The sequence below is a fragment of the Celeribacter baekdonensis genome, assembly GCF_003047105.1.
Taxonomy (GTDB): Bacteria; Pseudomonadota; Alphaproteobacteria; order Rhodobacterales; family Rhodobacteraceae; genus Celeribacter; species Celeribacter baekdonensis_B.
In genome coordinates, this window is record NZ_CP028475.1 from 635,649 (window position 1) to 654,092 (window position 18,444).

18 protein-coding genes are annotated in these 18,444 nt (G+C 58.9%); 9 read left to right on the forward strand and 9 right to left on the reverse strand.

Features of this window, described 5'->3' with window-relative positions:
* Positions 1-42 precede the first annotated feature (42 nt).
* Positions 43-456, forward strand: coding sequence for a SufE family protein (locus tag DA792_RS06575; RefSeq protein ID WP_107719187.1), 414 nt, complete (start codon positions 43-45; stop codon positions 454-456).
* Positions 457-462: 6 nt separating this feature from the next.
* Here DA792_RS06575 and DA792_RS06580 read toward each other — a convergent pair whose 3' ends face one another.
* From DA792_RS06580 to DA792_RS06595, 4 genes are read right to left on the reverse strand one after another with little or no spacing between them, the layout of a single operon-like run.
* Positions 463-1,095, reverse strand: a complete 633-nt coding sequence (locus DA792_RS06580; RefSeq protein ID WP_107719188.1) for a DUF1638 domain-containing protein — start codon at positions 1,093-1,095, stop codon at positions 463-465.
* Entirely contained in the window at positions 1,092-1,406 is a 315-nt protein-coding gene (locus DA792_RS06585; protein WP_107719191.1) for a YbjQ family protein, read from the reverse strand. Before DA792_RS06585 ends, DA792_RS06580 begins: the two co-directional genes overlap by 4 nt.
* Positions 1,407-1,418: 12 nt before the next feature.
* On the reverse strand, positions 1,419-1,634 hold the full coding sequence (locus DA792_RS06590) for a hypothetical protein (RefSeq protein ID WP_107719193.1): 216 nt from the start codon (positions 1,632-1,634) through the stop codon (positions 1,419-1,421).
* A 29-nt stretch (positions 1,635-1,663) separates the two neighbouring features.
* Positions 1,664-2,359 carry a corrinoid protein gene (locus DA792_RS06595; RefSeq protein ID WP_107722589.1) on the reverse strand — a complete coding sequence of 232 codons (696 nt, stop codon included), beginning with the start codon at positions 2,357-2,359 and terminating at the stop codon, positions 1,664-1,666.
* Positions 2,360-2,501: 142 nt separating this feature from the next.
* Here DA792_RS06595 and DA792_RS06600 point away from each other — a divergent pair, with 142 nt between their 5' ends.
* Complete coding sequence (locus DA792_RS06600; protein WP_254679378.1) at positions 2,502-3,584, forward strand: PA0069 family radical SAM protein; 1,083 nt, start codon at positions 2,502-2,504, stop codon at positions 3,582-3,584.
* Between the two features lie 43 nt (positions 3,585-3,627).
* Here the strand turns inward: DA792_RS06600 and bmt are convergent, their stop codons facing one another.
* From bmt to DA792_RS06615, 3 genes are all read right to left on the reverse strand, one after another.
* On the reverse strand, positions 3,628-4,662 hold the full coding sequence (bmt, locus tag DA792_RS06605) for a betaine--homocysteine S-methyltransferase (protein WP_417268428.1): 1,035 nt from the start codon (positions 4,660-4,662) through the stop codon (positions 3,628-3,630).
* A 189-nt stretch (positions 4,663-4,851) separates the two neighbouring features.
* Positions 4,852-6,903, reverse strand: coding sequence for a phosphatidylglycerol lysyltransferase domain-containing protein (locus DA792_RS06610; protein ID WP_159075188.1), 2,052 nt, complete (start codon positions 6,901-6,903; stop codon positions 4,852-4,854).
* A gap of 304 nt (positions 6,904-7,207) precedes the next feature.
* The gene (locus DA792_RS06615) at positions 7,208-7,516 is read right to left on the reverse strand and encodes a DUF1476 domain-containing protein (protein WP_107719197.1); all 309 of its coding nucleotides are present in this window, start codon (positions 7,514-7,516) and stop codon (positions 7,208-7,210) included.
* Positions 7,517-7,779: 263 nt separating this feature from the next.
* Here DA792_RS06615 and purC point away from each other — a divergent pair, with 263 nt between their 5' ends.
* Positions 7,780-8,541, forward strand: coding sequence for a phosphoribosylaminoimidazolesuccinocarboxamide synthase (gene purC, locus DA792_RS06620; RefSeq protein ID WP_107722592.1), 762 nt, complete (start codon positions 7,780-7,782; stop codon positions 8,539-8,541).
* A gap of 21 nt (positions 8,542-8,562) precedes the next feature.
* A complete protein-coding gene (gene purS, locus DA792_RS06625) occupies positions 8,563-8,793 on the forward strand; it encodes a phosphoribosylformylglycinamidine synthase subunit PurS (protein ID WP_107719199.1) in 231 nt (76 codons plus the stop codon).
* 95 nt (positions 8,794-8,888) lie between these two features.
* On the opposite strand, the gene DA792_RS06630 is transcribed toward purS, so the two are convergent.
* Positions 8,889-9,338, reverse strand: a complete 450-nt coding sequence (locus DA792_RS06630; RefSeq protein WP_107719201.1) for a contact-dependent growth inhibition system immunity protein — start codon at positions 9,336-9,338, stop codon at positions 8,889-8,891.
* A 104-nt stretch (positions 9,339-9,442) separates the two neighbouring features.
* Between DA792_RS06630 and DA792_RS06635 the strand changes: the two genes are divergently transcribed.
* The 4 genes from DA792_RS06635 (at position 9,443) to DA792_RS06650 (ending at position 13,990) form a co-directional block, all read left to right on the forward strand.
* Positions 9,443-9,907, forward strand: a complete 465-nt coding sequence (locus tag DA792_RS06635; protein WP_368074499.1) for a DUF1203 domain-containing protein — start codon at positions 9,443-9,445, stop codon at positions 9,905-9,907.
* A gap of 82 nt (positions 9,908-9,989) precedes the next feature.
* Positions 9,990-10,658: a phosphoribosylformylglycinamidine synthase subunit PurQ gene (purQ, locus tag DA792_RS06640; protein WP_107719203.1), complete on the forward strand. Its 669-nt coding sequence runs from the start codon at positions 9,990-9,992 to the stop codon at positions 10,656-10,658.
* Between the two features lie 214 nt (positions 10,659-10,872).
* The gene (locus DA792_RS06645; RefSeq protein WP_199908130.1) at positions 10,873-12,588 is read left to right on the forward strand and encodes a sensor histidine kinase; all 1,716 of its coding nucleotides are present in this window, start codon (positions 10,873-10,875) and stop codon (positions 12,586-12,588) included.
* A gap of 67 nt (positions 12,589-12,655) precedes the next feature.
* A complete protein-coding gene (locus DA792_RS06650) occupies positions 12,656-13,990 on the forward strand; it encodes a sigma-54-dependent transcriptional regulator (protein ID WP_107719208.1) in 1,335 nt (444 codons plus the stop codon).
* Between the two features lie 44 nt (positions 13,991-14,034).
* Here DA792_RS06650 and DA792_RS06655 read toward each other — a convergent pair whose 3' ends face one another.
* A complete protein-coding gene (locus DA792_RS06655) occupies positions 14,035-14,508 on the reverse strand; it encodes a hypothetical protein (protein WP_107719210.1) in 474 nt (157 codons plus the stop codon).
* Positions 14,509-15,256: 748 nt separating this feature from the next.
* Here DA792_RS06655 and DA792_RS06660 point away from each other — a divergent pair.
* A complete protein-coding gene (locus tag DA792_RS06660) occupies positions 15,257-18,397 on the forward strand; it encodes a ribonuclease E/G (RefSeq protein ID WP_107719212.1) in 3,141 nt (1,046 codons plus the stop codon).
* Positions 18,398-18,444: the final 47 nt, after the last annotated feature.

The window sequence follows — 18,444 nt, forward strand, 5'->3', positions numbered from 1 at the left end:
AGACGCCTTATGTGACACAGCAACGGAACAAGGAGAGACCCGATGGCGACGGAGCGCTTTGAAGACATCGTTGAAACTTTTGAGTTTCTGGACGATTGGGAGGACCGCTATCGCCATGTGATCGAGATGGGCAAGGCCTTCGCCCCCTTGGATGACGCGTTCAAAGTGGCCGCGACCAAGGTTGAGGGCTGTGCCTCGCAGGTCTGGTTGGTGCCGACGATCGAAGAGGGGCGGTTTGATTTTGCCGGGGCCTCTGATGCGATGATCGTTCAGGGCCTGATCGCGATCCTGCATGAGCTCTACGCCGGTCTGACCTTGCCCGAAGTTCTGGACGTTGATGCCCATGCGGAATTGGCCCGTCTGGGGTTGGACGAACACCTCTCCGCGCAACGCTCAAACGGGGTGCGGGCGATGATCACCCGCATTCGTGAAACGGCGGCCAGAGCCACTGCGTGATTGACATCAGGCGTTGATAAACCGCTCAAGATCGCCGTAGCCTGTCAAGCGGCGCTCGAATGTTAGGCCCAGACGGTCGGCACAAACACGCGCCGTCGCGGTCAATTCCGCATCCTCTGTCTGCGCCAGATAGACCAGTTTTTCGTAGTTACCGAAATACATGTGACGCAAATCCGGGTAGCGGTCCAATCCCAAAGGTTTCCACACAAAGGCGTCAAATTGCCGGGCGAGAAAGTCCGTCAGATAGAAACTTGTGACTTCGCCATGGGCGGCAAAGACCTCGGCCCCTTCAAAAAACGAATAGCAATGCGGAGCAGAGATCATGTCCGCGCCGTATCTCTCACATAAATCCTGCAACTGCCCGCCCGTACCACAATCCCCGTAAGCCACGAGAATATGATCATAATTCCCCCGGTGCTTGAGGATCGTGGCCTCCACCGCCGGGGTGATTTTTTCGGGCGTGTTGTGCAAGATCGCGGGCAGGCAGGTCAGCGTCAGATGATCCAACCCGTTGGCCGCAATCAGGGCCAAAACCTCGCGTGCCAAAGCACCACAGGCGATGACCAAGGTCTTGCCTGTGCCGATTTGGTCGAGGCCCTGATCGCGCAGGGTCTCGTCGCTGAGCGGGATGGGTTTCATGTCAGTTTGACCGCGGTCCCATAGCACATGACCTCAGAAGCGGATTGGGCGATGGCCGAAGTTTGAAACCGCACCGCGACAATCGCATCTGCGCCAAGTGCTGTGGCCTCTGCGATCATCCGGTCCATTGCCTGTTCGCGGGCTCCGGCCAACAGGGAGGCATATTCTTTCACCTCGCCGCCGACGATATTGCGCAGGGATGCGACAATGTCAGAGCCGATGTGTTTGGCGCGCACCGTCGAGCCACGCACCAGTCCAAGAGAGACGGACACCTCTCTCCCGGCGACGGTTTCAGTTGTCAATACAAGCATTTATAGACCCTTTTACTTTTCAATTTTGTCGTAATGATCATCTTCGGCGCTGGACAGACGGTCCTCCAGCACGCGCCAAGCTATGTAGCCCACGATGAGGGCGACGATCACCACGGGCCACATCAGGGGCATTTGCAAACTGGCCAAAATCATGGAGCCCAACCACAGCGTCCCAAAAATAGCGCCGCCCACGACGACGAGGATTAAGGCCAATTTGTCAATTCTCATGTCTGGCTCCTGCGTTCGTGGGCACGCGGTTAGATCTGATTGTGGCGCGCGGCGATCAGGCGTTTCGCGGTTTCCACTGCAATCGCCGCATCATCACAATAGGCATCCGCACCGATGGCCCGGCCGAATTCTTCGTTCAGAGGCGCACCGCCACAGAGCACGATATATTTGTCGCGCAGGCCTTGAGTGGTCAGGCTCTCGATCACGGTTTTCATGTAAGGCATGGTCGTGGTCAACAGCGCGGACATGCCAATGATATCCGCACCTTCGGCCTCTGCCGTACCGATGTAGCTTGCGGCCTCGGTGTTGATGCCCAGGTCGATGATCTCAAACCCCGCGCCCTCCATCATCATCGCCACAAGGTTCTTGCCGATGTCATGGATGTCGCCTTTGACTGTGCCAATGACCATTTTGCCCATTTTTGGCGCGCCTGTTTCGACCAAAAGCGGCTTCAGGATCGCCATGCCGCCCTTCATCGCCTGCGCCGCGCGCAGCACTTCGGGGACAAACAAAATCCCGTCGCGGAAATCATCGCCGACGATCTGCATCCCTGAGACCAGCGCTTTGGTCAGGATGTTATAAGGGGTCCACTCCCGTTCCAACAGGATGCGCACGGCCTCTTCGATCTCGTCTTTCAGACCATCATACAGGTCATCCATCATCTGTTCGGTCAATTCGTCGTCGTTGAGATCGGACAGGATCAGGTCGTCTTCATTGTCAGACATCTGCAATTCCTTCTTGGACAGCGCCATACTGCGCCTCTGTGTGCGGTGATTTCTGCCAAATCCCATGCAAAGGGGACTGGCAAATGTTCTCATTTTGTTCTACATCTTGGGCATGGCTCATGATTCCACTCAACACCCAGATATGCTTGCTGATACGCTGCCGCTTGGGCTGGTGCCCAAGGCGCGTGGCGCGCAGTCGAACGCCAGCGGACGCTTTGAACGGCTGGCGCGTGAAACCTTTATCGACGGCTGGGATGCCGAGTTGGAGCAAACCATCGCGCGCACCACCACGGTGGACGAACGCCCGCGCAAAATCATCACCCGCAATGACAGTCCCGACATCCCGTTTGATCGCTCGATCAACCCGTATCGGGGCTGCGAACACGGCTGTTCCTACTGTTTCGCGCGGCCCACCCATGCCTACCTCGGCCTGTCTGCGGGCTTGGATTTTGAAACCCGGCTGACCCGCAAAAAAGGCGCAGCCGAGGTCTTGGCCCGCGAACTCAGCGCCCCATCTTACACTGTGGACCCGATCGCCATTGGCACCAACACCGATCCCTACCAACCGATTGAGGCGCGCGATCGGGTGATGCGCGCGCTGATTGAGGTGCTCTGCGCGCACAATCATCCGCTCACGATCACCACCAAAGGCACGTTGATCGAACGCGATATTGATCTGTTGAAACCCATGGCCGCAAAGGGTCTGGTTCAAGTTGGCTTGTCTGTCACCACGCTGGGCTCGCGCCTGTCGCGGCAACTCGAACCCCGTGCGCCGGTGCCGGCGCGGCGGTTGAAAACAATGCGCCTTTTGGCGGATGCGGGCATCCCCGTGCGCGTCATGATTGCACCAATCATCCCGGCGCTGACCGATCACGAGTTGGAGGCCATCATGGGAGCCGCCGCCAGTCACGGTGCCAAGGCCGCAAACTATATCATGTTGCGGTTGCCCCTGGAGGTTGCGCCCCTGTTTGAGGATTGGCTGGCCACCCATGTGCCCGACCGGGCGCAACGGGTGATGAACCGCGTGCGCGAGTTGCATGGCGGTCAGGTTTACGACAGCCATTGGGGCAAGCGGATGAAGGGGGAGGGCGAATGGGCCGAGTTGATGGCCAAACGTTTTGATCTCGCGCTCAACCGTACCGGCCTCATGACAAAGCTGCCCGCGCTCAGACAGGATCTGTTCGCGGTGCCGCCCAAAGCGGGCGATCAACTGAGCCTGTTCTGAGACCGGGCGGATCATAGTGGGTCCTCTATGGATTAGGTATGGATCAATCGCGGGCCCGGCGGCGGCCGGAGCGTTCGCGTTTGGCGGGGCCCTTGTCGTCGGTGCCATCGGAGGCCGATGAGAAGCCGCCAAGTTTCGCGGTGATCTGTTCCAACGTCGGACGCTCGCCGCGCGGACGGGTTTCAAGCGCCTCTTTCATGGCACGCAAATGTTCGGGCGTAGTGCCGCAGCAGCCGCCAATGATCGTCGCCCCCGCATCGCGCGCCATACAGGCGTAATCACCCATCAATTCGGGCGTGCCATCATAATGGATATGCCCATCCATGTAGCGCGGGATGCCGGCGTTGCCTTTGGCGATGATCGGGCGCTCATGGCCCTGAGCGGAAAAGCCCAAAACCGTGCGCAACAAATCCGAGGAGCCGGTGCCGCAGTTGGCGCCGTACGCCACGGGCGGCGTTGCCATTTTTTCAACCATATCCGCAAGTTGCGCAGAGGTGACGCCCATCATGGTGCGCCCCGCCGTGTCAAAGCTCATAGTGCCAACCCAAGGCAGTCCGGCCAAAGCTGCGCCTTCTGCGGCGGCTTTATATTCGTCGGCGGCAGAGATCGTTTCGATCCACGCCACATCGGCCCCTCCGGCTTTCAGCCCCTCGGCCTGTTCGTGGAACATTTCGACGGCGGCAGAATATGAGAGCGGCCCCATCGGTTCCATGATCTCGCCAGTCGGTCCCATAGACCCGGCCACGATCACCACACGCCCGGCGCGGTCGGCGACATTGCGGCCGATTTCGGCGGCGGCTTTGTTCAGCTCATGCACGCGGTGTTCGGATTTGTGCAGTTTCAACCGCGAGGCGGTGCCACCAAAGGAGTTGGTGAGGAAAATGTCAGATCCGGCCTCAACCGCGCCCAAATACAGCTGGGTGATGTTTTCGGGTTTGTCGACATTCCAAAGCTCCGGCGCATCGCCAGAGGACAGCCCCATGTTAAACAGCGTTGTCCCCGTCGCCCCATCAGCCATCAGCCAATCGCGGGTTTCGAGAAGTTTGGAGAGGGCGTTGGGCAGGGGGGCGTCGGTCATGGCGGCTCCGGGGGACTGAAGTAAGGGGGCGCGCGGGGCGCGCGGACAAAGAAAAACGTCCCGGACGGGCGGACCGACCGGGGATTTGTAGCCCATGTGACATGTCTGGCCCGATTTATCAAATTCAATCAGGTCATAAAGATCATGAGCGCGCTGCACATTCGCCTGTTCATCATGCGCAAGGCTGGATCAGTCCGTGGGCCTTGGTCGGCGGCGAAACACATGCAATGTGCGGTGCGTGGCAAAGCGTGAGGCCTTCATCGGGTTCGCGGTCGGTTTGGGCGGCGGCGCTGTCACCCGGCGCAACACATCCATGCCCGCCACCACAAGAGCCAAGCGCGAAGGCGCGGCGAGATAGAGCGTTTCCCACTGCGGGGCAAAAGCGGATTTGAACCGACGCAGGCCCGCAGCTCCCGATTTTGCCAGGAATTTGGACCGGACCCAGCGGGTCAAAGCCCCTGCGTCCTGACCGTTCCATGGCACGGCGGCCAAGGACAGGCGCGGACAGCCATAGGCAGCCGCGGCACGAATGGCCTCGACGATCAGCATCTGTATCGTGCCATCCGGGGCCGCGGGGCCTGCACGCATCAGGTCCAGCGTCATCTCATGGCGACTTTCGTGCAGGGAAATAAAGGCCACAAGGTTTGCGCCCTGATAGGCGAGAAACACCCTTTGGCAAGAAATGTAATCGCGGTCATAGGTGCCCATGGAAAACCCGCGCTCTTTGCCGCGCATCCTGAGCCATTCTTGCGCCACGCGATCCATGTCTGCCAAGGGCAGGTCGCGGGACCCTTCCTGAACTTTGATCTGCGCCTCTTCGGCCTTGCGGATGACCCGACGCAACTGCCGGGTTTTTGAGCCTTCGAGCGAAAACTCGGCGGGGACGAGCCAGGCCTCTTGTGCTGTGGGCAGCACTTTCCACCCCGCCCTGCGCGCCGACGCGGCCATGCGCGCGCCGCATTTATAAATCGCAGGCATACGGTAGCGCATGCCTGCGGTGCGGGTAAGGGCATCACGGGCGGCAGACGGGCAGCCCCGTGCGGCAAGTGGGTCCGAGAGCATGACAAGCGATTGGCCGATCGGGGCCGCGAGGCCTACGGGCAAGCCCTTTTCCGATGTCAGTAGAGAGAAATCACGTGTGCGCAACAGGTTGGCTTCAGCCCGCGGGGCAGAAAACAGCTGTAATTCCATTTCAGGTGTGAGGTAGGGGGAGCTTTTGGTTTTGACCAGACCCGGTTCGCGCGACAGCGAGCACGAGCGGGGTCCGCGCAGGATCAGCAGCCCGGCGAGCGTGGCTGGGAGGGCATAATAGACCAGTCGAAATGCCAAAACCGCTCCCAAAAGTTGTTCGAGTTCAATGGTGTGGAGCAGTGAGGCCAGCGTGGCCTCAAACGGGCCGACCCCGCCCGGTGTCGAACCAATGATGCCCGCGCCCAGTGAGAACAGATAGGCCGAAATGGTTTGGCCGATGGCCAGGTGCAACTCGGGGGGCATCAGCGCATAAAGGGCGAGGCCCGCGAGGATGGTGTCACAGGCGGCCAGCCCGATGACCGTGCCCATGGCGCGTAGACTGGGCCAGGGCACACGCACCAGTGGTCCGGGCGGGTAGACTGAGATCACAGCCATCACTGTTGCCAGCGCAATCGCCCCTGTGGCGAGCGATTTCATCCATGGGATGTCCGGTTGAAAGGCCAGCACCGCGACAGCGGCGACCACGGCCCAACCGGCCAAAAAGGAAAGCGCGACCGCAGCAGAGAGGCGCGCGGCCTGCCAAAGCGTCAATTCCGGCAACATCCGCCAACGGATCAACGTGCCCGTCAAAGCGCCAAACCCCAAGAATTGCGACAATCCGATCGCCGCAATGCCAGACAGTCGTGCCGCACGGGCGGAAATGCCAGTGCCAAGCTGAGCATGCAGCACGCGGTCATACTGTCCGACGGCCCAGAAACTCCCCAACGTGGTCAACCCCGCCAGCCCCCATTGTCCGGGGCGGATCGTGGTGATCGACGCGGCAATGGCGGCAAGGTCGAGATGGGCGATCTTGCCCCAGATCAGCCAACCGATGAACAGGGTCATGGCCAGCGGCAAAAGCTGTTTGCCCAAAAGTGCGCGAAAGCCGTGTGTCGTATCCGGTTTCGCCTCGTGTGCCCGCCCAAGTTGCGACGGCCCCGGCGTGGATTTTGGGCGCACGGGGGCAGGGGCGCGAAGGGCCTCTTCGATGTCGAACGGACTGTGGCGCATGGCGAACATGGTCCTTTTGGCTGAGCCTGAGGCCGGGTTTTGGTGCGTGCCGAGAGATCAGACGCACACATCATTGGTCTGTGAGCATTAGTCCCGGTTTGCCAAGATTCGATTAATCCGGGCTCAATTTGATCGCAGCGCAGTCAAAAATACCAAATGGAGCTGTGAGAGGGTGGGAATGTTAAAACGGCCCGCAAGATAACTGCGGGCCGTGACGTCAAAATAGACAGTGTCTGTTAGAGGCTGAACCACACCCACCAAACCCGACCACAGCCGAGCGTGTCGGATCGGCGCTAAGCCAAACTTATTGCGTCAGCTCGTTTTGAGCCTCGACCATGAAGGCGGCATATTGTTCGCGGATTGCGATGGCGGATGAGCGTGCGCCGAGATCTTCGGCAACTTTGGCGATCACGTCTTCGGCACCGGATTCTTTCAGATCAGCCCGGATCACCTCAGCCACATAGGCCAAAGCATCGGCTGCGGATTTTCCCATAATATCGGCGGCCCAAAGCGCGATTTTTTTGTCCGCACGCGCCTCCAACCGGAATTGAGCTTCGGCGTCATGGGCAAATTTCGATTCAAATGCAGCTTCACGCTCGTCAAATGTGGTCATTGTTGGCTCCTCCTCAACAGATGATCTTATTTAAAATATGGGACTTATCTTTGCGACATATCAAGTCACTTGGGTGAAATTTTATCAAAAACTTTATACGCGTAAAATCCGCGACCGACGGGCAGGGGGCGTTTGCGCAGAGTTTTAGGCTCAGGCGGGTGCAATTATGGCACCGAACTTGCTCCCGGCGTTCCCTTGCCCTAAAGAGCGGCATAAAGAGGCCGGTCGCGATGATTCCCGGCCCATCAGCTTTTGGAGGCCCCATGGCGCGCCGTAAAAAAATCTATGAAGGCAAAGCGAAGACCCTGTACGAAGGTCCAGAGCCAGGCACGCTGATCCAGTATTTCAAAGATGACGCCACTGCGTTCAACGCCGAGAAGCGCGCCACCATCGAAGGCAAGGGCGTGTTGAACAACCGCTTGTCCGAGTTTTTCATGAACGGGCTGACCGCCATCGGCGTGCCGAACCACTTCATCAAACGCCTTAACATGCGCGAGCAGTTGATCCGTCAATGCGAGATCATTCCGCTCGAAGTCATCGTGCGCAACTTTGCCGCGGGCTCGATGGCGAAACGTCTGGGTCTTGAAGAGGGCATGCGTCTGCCGCGTCCGATCATCGAATTTTCCTACAAAGACGATGCTTTGGGCGACCCTTTGGTGCCCGAAGAATATATCATCGCTTTTGGTTGGGCTTCGCAGCAGGACCTCGACGACATCGTCGCTTTGGCGCTGCGGGTGAATGATTTCATGTCCGGCGTGATGTACGGCGTTGGCATCAAATTGATTGATTTCAAAATCGAAATTGGCCGAGTTTGGGAGGGCGATTTCATGCGCCTGATCGTGGCCGATGAGATTTCACCGGACAGCTGCCGGTTGTGGGATATTGAAAGCGGGCAGAAGCTTGACAAAGACGTGTTCCGCCGTGACTTGGGCTCGCTCACCGATGCCTATTCCGAAGTGGCCCGCCGCCTTGGCGTTTTGCCCACGAACGGCCCGATCGGCGACAAGCCGACCCTGATCAACTAACTTCCTAAAGGATTGCCCACGATGAAAGCCCGCATCGACGTCATGCTGAAAACCGGTGTTCTCGACCCCCAAGGGGCGGCCGTCCAACACGCGCTTGGCGCGCTTGGGTTCGAGGGCGTCAACGAGGTCCGTCAGGGCAAGGTGATCGAATTGGATCTGGCCGATGGCACGTCCGAGGACACCATCAAAGAGATGTGTGACAAGCTTTTGGCCAACACCGTGATCGAAAGCTACCGGATCACCCTGCTCTGATCTGAGTTTGATCTGTAAGACATTGAAAAGCCGCTCCTTTGGGGGCGGTTTTTTGTTGGGCGATTGGGGTGCTTGGAGGTCTTTGTGTCTGGTCGTCAGGGGGGCTCCAAAAACCGCTCCACTCGTTCTCGGTCTGCATTGGACAGAACCGGGTCTAGAGAGTGAAGGGCGGCAAGGCTTGCATGGATCAAATCCTGGTAAAGTGCTGTGTCCGCTTTCAGGACGCAGGGGGCAAGTTTGAGCACCTGTATGAGACGGTCACCGTGATAAAAATCGCCTTCTGAAAAGGGATTTACCTTAAGGGGTTCAATCGCTTTGGGGAGCAGGAACTTTATGCCAATGCCTTGGCCGATTATGATGCGAAGGTCTTGGACTGTGAATGCGTTTAACGGTTTTTGACGCCATTGATGACAGGTTGTCACAAGATAGGAACCGAATTCCGGCGCAGGCCACACGTCTTTTTCCAATTGCTCAAGTGTTTTGCGCTCTATGGCTGTCATGCGATGATGCTCGTGTACAATCCTTGTTTGCTCAAGCTCCGTCATGCGCAAGGGACAGCGCTCTGGCCCCGAAATCCGTTTCCACAGGATTCGGGTCGCCAAAATGAAAGCGGCTTTTTAGGTCTGAGGCACATCTACACAGGAGCCTTATGATGATCTTTCAAGGAGTGCCCACACTCACCACCCATGCGCTGCGTCTGGGCATGCCGGACGCCAATGGCCAGACGCCCGAGCGGGTGTTGAACCCCTATGACGCCGCGCCATGTCGGCATTGTTTGTGCCATGTGCCCAAAGGGGCGGGGATGCTGATTTGCGCGCATCGACCGTTCTCCGCGCTGCACCCCTATGCTGAAACCGGACCGATCTTTCTTTGCGCACAGGCGTGCCCGCCTTACTTCAGTTCAGAGATCCCGGAGGTGTTGACCAGCTCGCCGGACTATCTGATCAAAGCCTATACCGTGGAGGAGCGCATCGTTTACGGCACGGGACGGATCACGCCACAATCCGAGATCAAACCCTATTGCGTCGAATTGCTGACCCGCGAGGACATCGCCTTTGTCGACATCCGTTCCGCGCGCAACAATTGTTGGCAAGTCCGGGTGACACGAGGGTAATCCCCACTTGATCCAAACCCCGTCCCATCGTATCAGGCGGGCGAATGCCTCCCATCTGCCTATCTGCCAAGGAGCTCTGCTGATGAAAGCCGCCGTTCTGCAATTCCCCGGATCGAACTGTGATCGCGATATGTACACGGCGCTTAAACGCGCGGGGGCGGATGTTACGATGGTTTGGCACAAGGACGCGGACCTGCCCGAAGGCGTCGATGTTGTCGGCGTGCCGGGTGGGTTTTCTTATGGCGATTACCTGCGCTGTGGCGCGATTGCGGCGAACTCGCCCGTCGTGGCCTCGTTGAAAAAACACGTTGAGCGTGGCGGCTATGCCTTTGGCATTTGCAACGGCTTTCAGGTGCTCACCGAAGCGCGGCTTTTGCCCGGTGCTTTGCTGCGCAATGGGGATTTGAAATACATCTGCCGCACCGTTGGCTTGGCCGTTGAAACCACCGACAGCCCCTATACCTCCGCCTATGCTCAAGGTCAGCACATCCGCATCCCGATTGCGCATCACGACGGCAATTTCACCGCCGATGCCGACACGTTGGACATGTTGGAGGGCGAGGGGCTTGTGGCGTTCCGTTATCTGGACAACCCGAACAGCTCGGATCGCGACATCGCGGGCATCTTGTCGCCGAACCGCCGCGTCTTGGGGATGATGCCGCACCCGGAACGGGCGTCTGAGCCCGCGCATGGCAATGAAGACGGCGCTGCGTTCTTTGCCGCGCTGCTCGACGCCGTGGTCTCTGCCTAAACCGGGTTAAGGGTGGGTCAACTCTGAGCCGCCTGTGGACCGCGCATTGGGCTCCTCTGTGGCGAAACTCCGCTCAAATTGTTGAAAACCGTCAAAAATCCGCTGGGTTTGACGCCGGAGCCGCTCTCGCGCCCTCTTGCGGCTCCGGGGCGGGCGGGCGTATTCTGTTCGCATGAGTGACCGCGACCTGATGGGGCCGAAAAGGCCGAAAACAATGACCTGGGCCGGACGACTGGCGCTTGTTGCGTTTGTCGTGGCGGCCATTGGTGTGATTTGGGTCACCAACCTGTTTCTGACCGAACGCTACACCATCCTGACGCGCAACCGCGCCGAGGTGCGCCAAGCGCTCTACTCCGGCAACCTGCTGTCCGAGCTTCAGCGCAATTCCATCGTTCCAATCCTGTTGTCGCGCGACCCGGTTTTGGTCGGGGCTCTGAATTCCAATGATTTCGCCCAGACCTCGCAACATCTGATCTCCTATGTCCAAGAAATTGGTGCCGCGGGGATCACACTTTTGGATGAAAGCGGGCGGGTTGTGGCGGCGACAGATCGCTCGCTTTTGGGCGCCAACAACCGGCAATCACCCTATTTCGTCGACGCGCTGCGCTCCAACGATACGATTTTCAAAACCACCCAGCTCGACAATGGCGCCTATGAGTTCACCTACAGCCGCCGGATTGATGTCAACGGCGCGCTGGCTGGGGTGATCGTGGTGCTGGTCGATCTGGCCCGATTTGAAAAAACATGGGCCGGGATTTCCGACGCGGTGGTGGTGGCCAACTCGGAAGGTCAGATCATCCTGTCGACCGAACCCCGTTGGCGCTCGAAAACCGAAACCGAGGCCTTGGCCGTCACCGATGCGCCGACCGCGATTGAACGGGCGTTTCAAATCACCACCGATTGGTCGCCGGACCCGGCAGAGGTCTATTTGGGTGGTGAGGCCTTGATGCGCTTAGAGAGCCGCATTCCGTTTCGCGGCTGGCGGATGACCTCCTTCACGGCCTATTCCAGCGTGCGCGAGCGGGTGAATGGGTTTTTGGCGCTTGAGATCATGGGCTTTGCTGTGTTGCTCTCGGGGGTGTTTTACCTGACCTCGCGGCGTGCGGTGTCACGAGCGGGTTTGTTCCAACGTGAAAGTGCCGAGTTGCGGCTGTTGAACGCGGCGCTTGAGCGTGAGATTTTGGAACGCAAACGGGCGGAGAAAAGCCTTGAGGTTGCCGAGCAGACCTTGGCGCAATCGTCGAAATTGGCCGTGCTGGGCGAAATGTCGGCGGCGGTCAGTCACGAATTGAACCAACCGCTGGCGGCGATGAAGACCTATTTGGCGGGGGCGCGGCTGTTGATCAAACGCAAGCGCTCAGAGGAGGCTTTGGCCTCGTTTGGGCGGATTGACGACCTGATCAACCGCATGGCCGCGATCACCAAACAGCTCAAATCCTATGCCCGCAAAGGCTCTGATCAGCTTCAGCCGATTGACCTGCGCGACTGTGTGTCCTCGGCGCTCTCAATGATGGAGCCGCAACTCAAACAGCGCTCGGTCGAGATCATTCGCACCTTGCCGCCGGAGCCGGTGATCGTCGATGGCGACCGGGTGCGGTTGGAACAGGTCTTGGTCAATCTGCTGAGAAACGCCTTTGATGCTTGTAAAACCGCATCTGAACCCCAAATCGAAATATTGGTCACAGGTGGCACTCAAGCCGCCGTGACCGTGCGCGACAATGGCAGTGGCATTGAGGACCTCGATACGCTGTTTGAGCCGTTCTACACCACCAAGGCGCCAGGCGATGGCGTCGGGCTTGGGTTGGCGATCTCGTCTGGGATTGTGGCCGAGTTGGGGGGGCGCTTGATGGCGCGCAACCGTCCTGTGGGCGGTGCCGCCTTTGAAATGGTGCTGCCCTTGTCGCGCGAAAGCCGGCACGCGGCGCAGTAACGCCGCATCTTTGGTGGCCTGAATGAAGGTGGCCCAGAGTTTGGGCCGAAAAAGAAGAGGAAAGACCATGGCGACGGCAATGAAAATCGCGATCGTCGATGACGAACAGGACATGCGCCAATCCATCAGCCAATGGCTTGCGCTGTCTGGATTTGACACGGAAACCTTTGCCACGGCGGAGGAAGCTGTGAAGGCGCTTGGATCGGATTATCCGGGCGTTGTCATCACCGATATCAAAATGCCGGGCATGGATGGGATGCAGTTTCTCAAGAAACTGATGAGCGTCGACAGTGGCCTGCCGGTGATCATGATCACCGGGCACGGCGATGTGCCGATGGCGGTCGAAGCGATGCGCATTGGCGCGTTTGATTTCCTGGAAAAGCCGTTTAACCCGGACCGGATGACGGAACTGGCGAAAAAGGCCACCAATGCGCGCAGGCTGACGCTTGATAATCGGGCGCTGCGCCGCGAGTTGTCCGATGGCACCGGCATCATGAATAAACTGATCGGCGCAAGCCCGGTGATGGAGCGTTTGCGCGAGGATATTCTGGATCTGGGCCAAGCCGATGGTCATGTGTTGATCGACGGCGAAACCGGCACGGGCAAAACCCTGATTGCCCACGCGTTGCATGCTGTCGGTGCGCGGGCCTCGAAGAAATTCATCACCTTTGCCTGCGCCGGACGCGATGAGAATGATCTGGCGAAGCGGCTGTTTGGTCCCGACCCGGACGGGCAAATTCAACCGCTGTTCGAAGAGGCGCGTGGCGGCACGTTGGTGCTCGAAGACATCGAGGCAATGCCGATGCCGCTTCAGGCGCGTTTGCTGACCTTGATCAACGAACAGGGCACGCCGCCGGAAACCCGGATCATCGCGATCTGTAACCTGCAAGAACAAGGCCGGACCTGCGAGTCCGCGATGCGCCCGGACTTGTTTTACCGCTTGGCGGCAATGAAAATCACCACGCCGCCCCTGCGCGCGCGCGGCGAAGACATCCTGTCGCTGTTCACCCAGTTGAGCCAACAGTTTGCCGAGGAATACGGCTGCGACGCGCCTGAGGTGTCAGCGCAAGAGGCCGCACAATTGTTGCAAGCACCGTGGCCCGGCAATATCCGGCAGTTGATCAATGTGGCGGAGCGTTCGGTGTTGCAAAGCCGTCGTGGCTCTGGCTCGATCACCTCTTTGTTGCTCTCGGAATCGGACGCCCCCGAACAGCAAACCATGACCACCGAAGGCAAGCCGTTGAAGGAATATGTCGAAGCGTTCGAGCGGATGTTGATCGACAACACGATGCGCCGCCATAAGGGGTCTATCGTGGCGGTGATGGACGAATTGTGCCTGCCGCGGCGGACGTTGAATGAGAAAATGGCGAAATACAGCCTGCAACGCGCCGATTATCTGTAACCGGATTTGGCCCTGCCCGTGACCTGCCCGTCATCGTGCGGGGCCTATTCACAGACTTGAAATTCGACAACTCCGTCCCCCGCGCCAAACCGCGCCATGGTGTTGACCTCGATATCGACCAAATAGCCATCCCCGCCAAGGTTTTGGGTACAACAGCCGTCACAATCCGCATCTGAACAAATGTCGATGGCTTGGGCGGTGATCTCGTGCCCACCTTGGCGCAGATGCAGCACCTTCATGCCCAACCATCCCCAGTCTTTTTCATGCACTGCCACGATATTATGCGCGGCGACCCAAGCCTCGGTTTGTGCGTCTTCCAGGCCGTAAAACAGCCCCGCCCAAGTGCAGGCATTATAGGCAATGCATTCTTCGCTCTCAGGGGCGGGGTAGGAGGTGTAATTGGTCAGATTGGCCTGATGCCATTCGGACGCGCAAGTGAGGGGGGCGGCCTGGCTGAGTGTCGGGGCGAGGGCTAAGATGAGAGCACAGGTGGTTGAAAAGGGCAGGGTTCGAGGCATTGCTGGCTCCTTTGACGCAGGTCTAGATCAGCAAAGCGCAGATGCCTGAGCCAGGCAAGTGAAGAGGGCCCTGGGGGTGAGAACAGGTGAGCCTTTGTTAAGCTCTTGCAGATAAAAGGGCAAAAGTCATTGGCATTCTGCTCCCATCCGTTGGGGCGCAAAGATACGCGATTGGCGCATGTTTTTCCGCGATTTCCAACGTGAAATGTCACTTTGCAAATTTGCGTGTTGTCATAGAGGCGCGGGATCACTACTGATAGGAGAACGCAGGTCCGGCTTGGTGTCCCTTTGAGGTCCCTTGTGTCCTTTGGGAAAACGCCACCCTGGAAACCGCGTGAGACTCATTCGCTGCATGCGAGAGCTGGAGCCGCCTGTGAGGTCCTTGATCCACCTGAGATCAGTGAACCCCATCGACGCCGCCCGCCCGTAGTGCAGACCGATGCCGCAGCTGGGCAGACAAGGTCAGGCATGACAAAGCCAGACGTGACACACCCAGCAGCATGAAACGCCCCTCACGTCCAGATCGGACAAGGGGATTTGTATGGGGACTAGGGCAGGGCCGAAGGGCGCGCCTGATGTGCCGGAGAAGAACCGCGATGCAACGCGACGAGGCAAGATTAGAGCACAGACGGGACGCTTGCGTCCCCGCGCCCTTGCCCGCACGATCGCTCGCCCCAAAACATCACCCGAAAACACGCGTGCCCGCCCGAAGGGGAGGCGCGTCTGTTGTGGGTGCCGAAAGACAACAATGGCTAAAAAGATGCTTATCGATGCCACCCACGCGGAAGAGACCCGCGTTGTGGTGGTGGACGGAAACAAGGTCGAGGAATTCGATTTTGAATCTGAAAACAAACGCCAGCTTGCTGGCAACATTTACCTCGCAAAAGTAACGCGCGTCGAACCGTCGCTTCAGGCGGCTTTTGTCGATTACGGTGGAAACCGTCACGGCTTTCTCGCGTTTTCGGAAATCCACCCGGATTATTATCAGATCCCGGTCGCGGATCGCGAAGCCTTGATGGCCGAAGAATTGGCCTATGCGAAAGCGCAAGAAGAGGAAGAGGACAAGCCGAAACGCCCGCGTCGTCGGTCGCGTTCGCGCACACGGTCCAAGGCCGAAGAGCTGTCGTCCTCTGATGCGGTCGAGACCCAAGAGGTCGCGGGCGAGCAGACGGATCAAGACAGCGCCACCCAAGACAGCGCCACCGAAGAGAACGTTAAAGAAGACAGCGCGCCCCAAAGCATTTCGGGCATGGATGTGATCGAACCGGAGGCCTCCGAGGCCGATGACATGATCGCGGACCCGTCCGAGCATAGCCCGGTTGAAGAGGGCACATCGCCCGCCTTTGCGGTACAAGACACGCCCGTGGAAGAGCCTGCGGATGACGCTGAAACGGCCTCTGACGACAGTTCGGATGATCAAGGCGACAGCGACGATGATGGTGATGAGGGCGACGACGAAGACGACGCCGAAACCGCCGCAGACAAAGACGACAGCATCGAAAGCGTGGCTGACGATGACACGTCGGATGATTTCCGCCCGGTGCGCAAGCCGCGCCCGCGTAAATACAAAATCCAAGAGGTTGTTAAAGTCCGCCAAGTCTTGTTGGTTCAGGTCGTCAAAGAAGAGCGCGGCAACAAAGGCGCGGCTTTGACCACCTACCTCTCTCTGGCCGGCCGCTATTGCGTATTGATGCCGAACACCGCACGGGGCGGCGGCATTTCGCGTAAAATCACCAATATCGCAGACCGTAAGAAACTCAAAGAGATCGCAGGCGAACTTGAAGTGCCGCAGGGCGCTGGCCTGATCGTGCGCACCGCAGGGGCGCAACGCACCAAGACCGAGATCAAGCGCGATTACGATTACCTTAAACGGATGTGGGAACAGATCCGCGCGCTGACGCTGAAATCCACTGCGCCTGCGAAAATCTATGAAGAGGGCGACCTGATCAAACGCTCGATCCGTGACCTTTACAACAAAGACATCGACGAGGTGTTTGTGGAGGGCGAGGCGGGATTCCGTGAGGCAAAAGCCTTTATGGAAATGATCATGCCGACTCATGCCGAGAACGTGAAACATTACTCGGACAGCTTGCCGTTGTTCGCGCGGTTCCAGGTCGAAAGCTACCTCAGCTCGATGTTCAATCCGACCGTGCAACTCAAATCCGGTGGCTATATCGTTATTGATTTGACCGAGGCTCTGGTCGCTGTTGACGTCAACTCCGGTCGCGCCACCAAAGAAGGCTCGATCGAGGAAACCGCGCTCAAAACCAACCTTGAGGCCGCCGAAGAGGTGGCCCGCCAAGCGCGTTTGCGCGATTTGGCCGGGTTGATCGTGATCGACTTCATCGACATGGAAGAGCGTCGCAACAACGCCGCTGTCGAAAAGCGTCTGAAAGACAAGCTCAAAACCGACCGCGCCCGCATCCAAGTGGGCCGGATCTCGGGCTTTGGTTTGCTTGAAATGTCGCGTCAACGTCTGCGTCCGGGCATGTTGGAAGCCACGACCCAGCCCTGCCCGCATTGTCACGGCACCGGTCTGATCCGCTCGGATGACAACATGGCGCTGACGATCCTGCGCCAACTCGAAGAGGAGGGCACCCGCAAGCGCTCCCGCGAGGTTTTGGTCAAAGCTCCGGTGGCGGTGATCAACTATCTGGTCAACATCAAACGCGAACGTGTGGCTCAAATCGAGGCGCGTTACGGCATGGCCGTGCGTCTTGAGGCCGATCCGTTCATGATCTCGCCAGACTTTACCATCGAACGGTTCAAAACCGCGACCCGGGTGATTGTGGCCGAACAGAGCAACGTCATTTCGGCCTCCGCCGATATGATGGCTGACTATGTCGAACCGGAGGAAGAGCCGGTCGATGCCGTGGTTGAAGAGGCTGAGGCTGTTGAGGTGTCTGAGCCGCGCAGCGTTGATGCCACCGAGGACACGGGCGAAGAAGAGAAGCCGAAAAAACGTCGTCGTCGTCGTCGCCGTCGCCGTAAACCCGGTGATGCGCCTGAGGGGCAAGAGGGTGAAAACGGGTCGGATGAGGACGCTGGGTCCGATGATGATACCGCGTCTGAAGATGGTGAAAGCACTCCGGCTGAGGCCAGATCGGATGCGTCTGAAGCGGCTGAGGATGCCCCGGTTGAAAAGCCCAAGCGTACCCGTACCCGGTCGCGCAGCAGCAAAAAAACCTCGCCTGTGAGCGAAGAGGTCACAGAGACAAAAGACGAGGCGAAAGAAGAGGGCGCGCCGGAGGCTGAGGCTGTGGCTGTGGCTGTGGCTGTGGCACCCGCCGCTGAGGATGCGCCGGTTGAAAAGCCCAAGCGCACGCGGACCAGTCGGGCACGCAAACCTGCTGTTGTTGCGGAAGAGGGAGCCGAACCGGCTGCTGAGACTGAGACCGTCGCAAAGCCCAAAACCACACGTTCGCGGGCCAAAAAGCCTGTGACCGAAGGGGAGGGCGAAGCTGCGGTTGCAAAGCCGAAGCCCGCACCGCGCAAACGCAAGACCAAAGCCCAACGCGAAGCCGAAGAGGCCGCGAAAGCGGCTGAGGCGGCAGCGGTTGAAGCGTCGGCCCCTGCTGTGACGGAAACGCCTGCTGAAGCCCCGGTTGAGACTGTACAGGTTGAGGCAGCGCAAGTTGAGGCTGTGCCTGAGGTTGCTGCGGAGGTCGTGCCCGAGACCGTCGCTGAGGTGGCTGTTGAAGCCCCCGTGGTCGAAACACCTGCCGAACCAGTTGTTGAAACCGTTGCCGAACCTGTCGCCGAAGCGGCCTCGGAGCCGACACCGGCACCGACCACGGAGTTGGCCGAGGCCTCCAGCGGGACAGAGACCGCATCCGAGCCAGAGGATGAAGGTCCGAAACGCCGCGGTTGGTGGAGCATCGGACGCTAAATTGAGCGCTAAAGCCTCGCAATATTAATCAAAACGGCCGGGTTAAT

Coding starts and splice junctions, on each gene's coding strand:
- DA792_RS06610 (WP_159075188.1), bottom strand. CDS start 6,903: ATGCGCCACAGTCCGTTCGACATCGAAGAGGCCCTTCGCGCCCCTGCC.
- DA792_RS06615 (WP_107719197.1), bottom strand. CDS start 7,516: ATGACCACATTTGACGAGCGTGAAGCTGCATTTGAATCGAAATTTGCC.
- DA792_RS06580 (WP_107719188.1), bottom strand. CDS start 1,095: ATGAAACCCATCCCGCTCAGCGACGAGACCCTGCGCGATCAGGGCCTC.
- DA792_RS06650 (WP_107719208.1), top strand. CDS start 12,656: ATGGCGACGGCAATGAAAATCGCGATCGTCGATGACGAACAGGACATG.
- purS (WP_107719199.1), top strand. CDS start 8,563: ATGAAAGCCCGCATCGACGTCATGCTGAAAACCGGTGTTCTCGACCCC.
- DA792_RS06600 (WP_254679378.1), top strand. CDS start 2,502: ATGCTTGCTGATACGCTGCCGCTTGGGCTGGTGCCCAAGGCGCGTGGC.
- DA792_RS06635 (WP_368074499.1), top strand. CDS start 9,443: ATGATGATCTTTCAAGGAGTGCCCACACTCACCACCCATGCGCTGCGT.
- DA792_RS06585 (WP_107719191.1), bottom strand. CDS start 1,406: ATGCTTGTATTGACAACTGAAACCGTCGCCGGGAGAGAGGTGTCCGTC.
- DA792_RS06660 (WP_107719212.1), top strand. CDS start 15,257: ATGGCTAAAAAGATGCTTATCGATGCCACCCACGCGGAAGAGACCCGC.
- purQ (WP_107719203.1), top strand. CDS start 9,990: ATGAAAGCCGCCGTTCTGCAATTCCCCGGATCGAACTGTGATCGCGAT.
- DA792_RS06590 (WP_107719193.1), bottom strand. CDS start 1,634: ATGAGAATTGACAAATTGGCCTTAATCCTCGTCGTCGTGGGCGGCGCT.
- DA792_RS06630 (WP_107719201.1), bottom strand. CDS start 9,338: ATGACGGAGCTTGAGCAAACAAGGATTGTACACGAGCATCATCGCATG.
- DA792_RS06655 (WP_107719210.1), bottom strand. CDS start 14,508: ATGCCTCGAACCCTGCCCTTTTCAACCACCTGTGCTCTCATCTTAGCC.
- DA792_RS06595 (WP_107722589.1), bottom strand. CDS start 2,359: ATGTCTGACAATGAAGACGACCTGATCCTGTCCGATCTCAACGACGAC.
- purC (WP_107722592.1), top strand. CDS start 7,780: ATGGCGCGCCGTAAAAAAATCTATGAAGGCAAAGCGAAGACCCTGTAC.
- DA792_RS06575 (WP_107719187.1), top strand. CDS start 43: ATGGCGACGGAGCGCTTTGAAGACATCGTTGAAACTTTTGAGTTTCTG.
- bmt (WP_417268428.1), bottom strand. CDS start 4,662: ATGACCGACGCCCCCCTGCCCAACGCCCTCTCCAAACTTCTCGAAACC.
- DA792_RS06645 (WP_199908130.1), top strand. CDS start 10,873: ATGACCTGGGCCGGACGACTGGCGCTTGTTGCGTTTGTCGTGGCGGCC.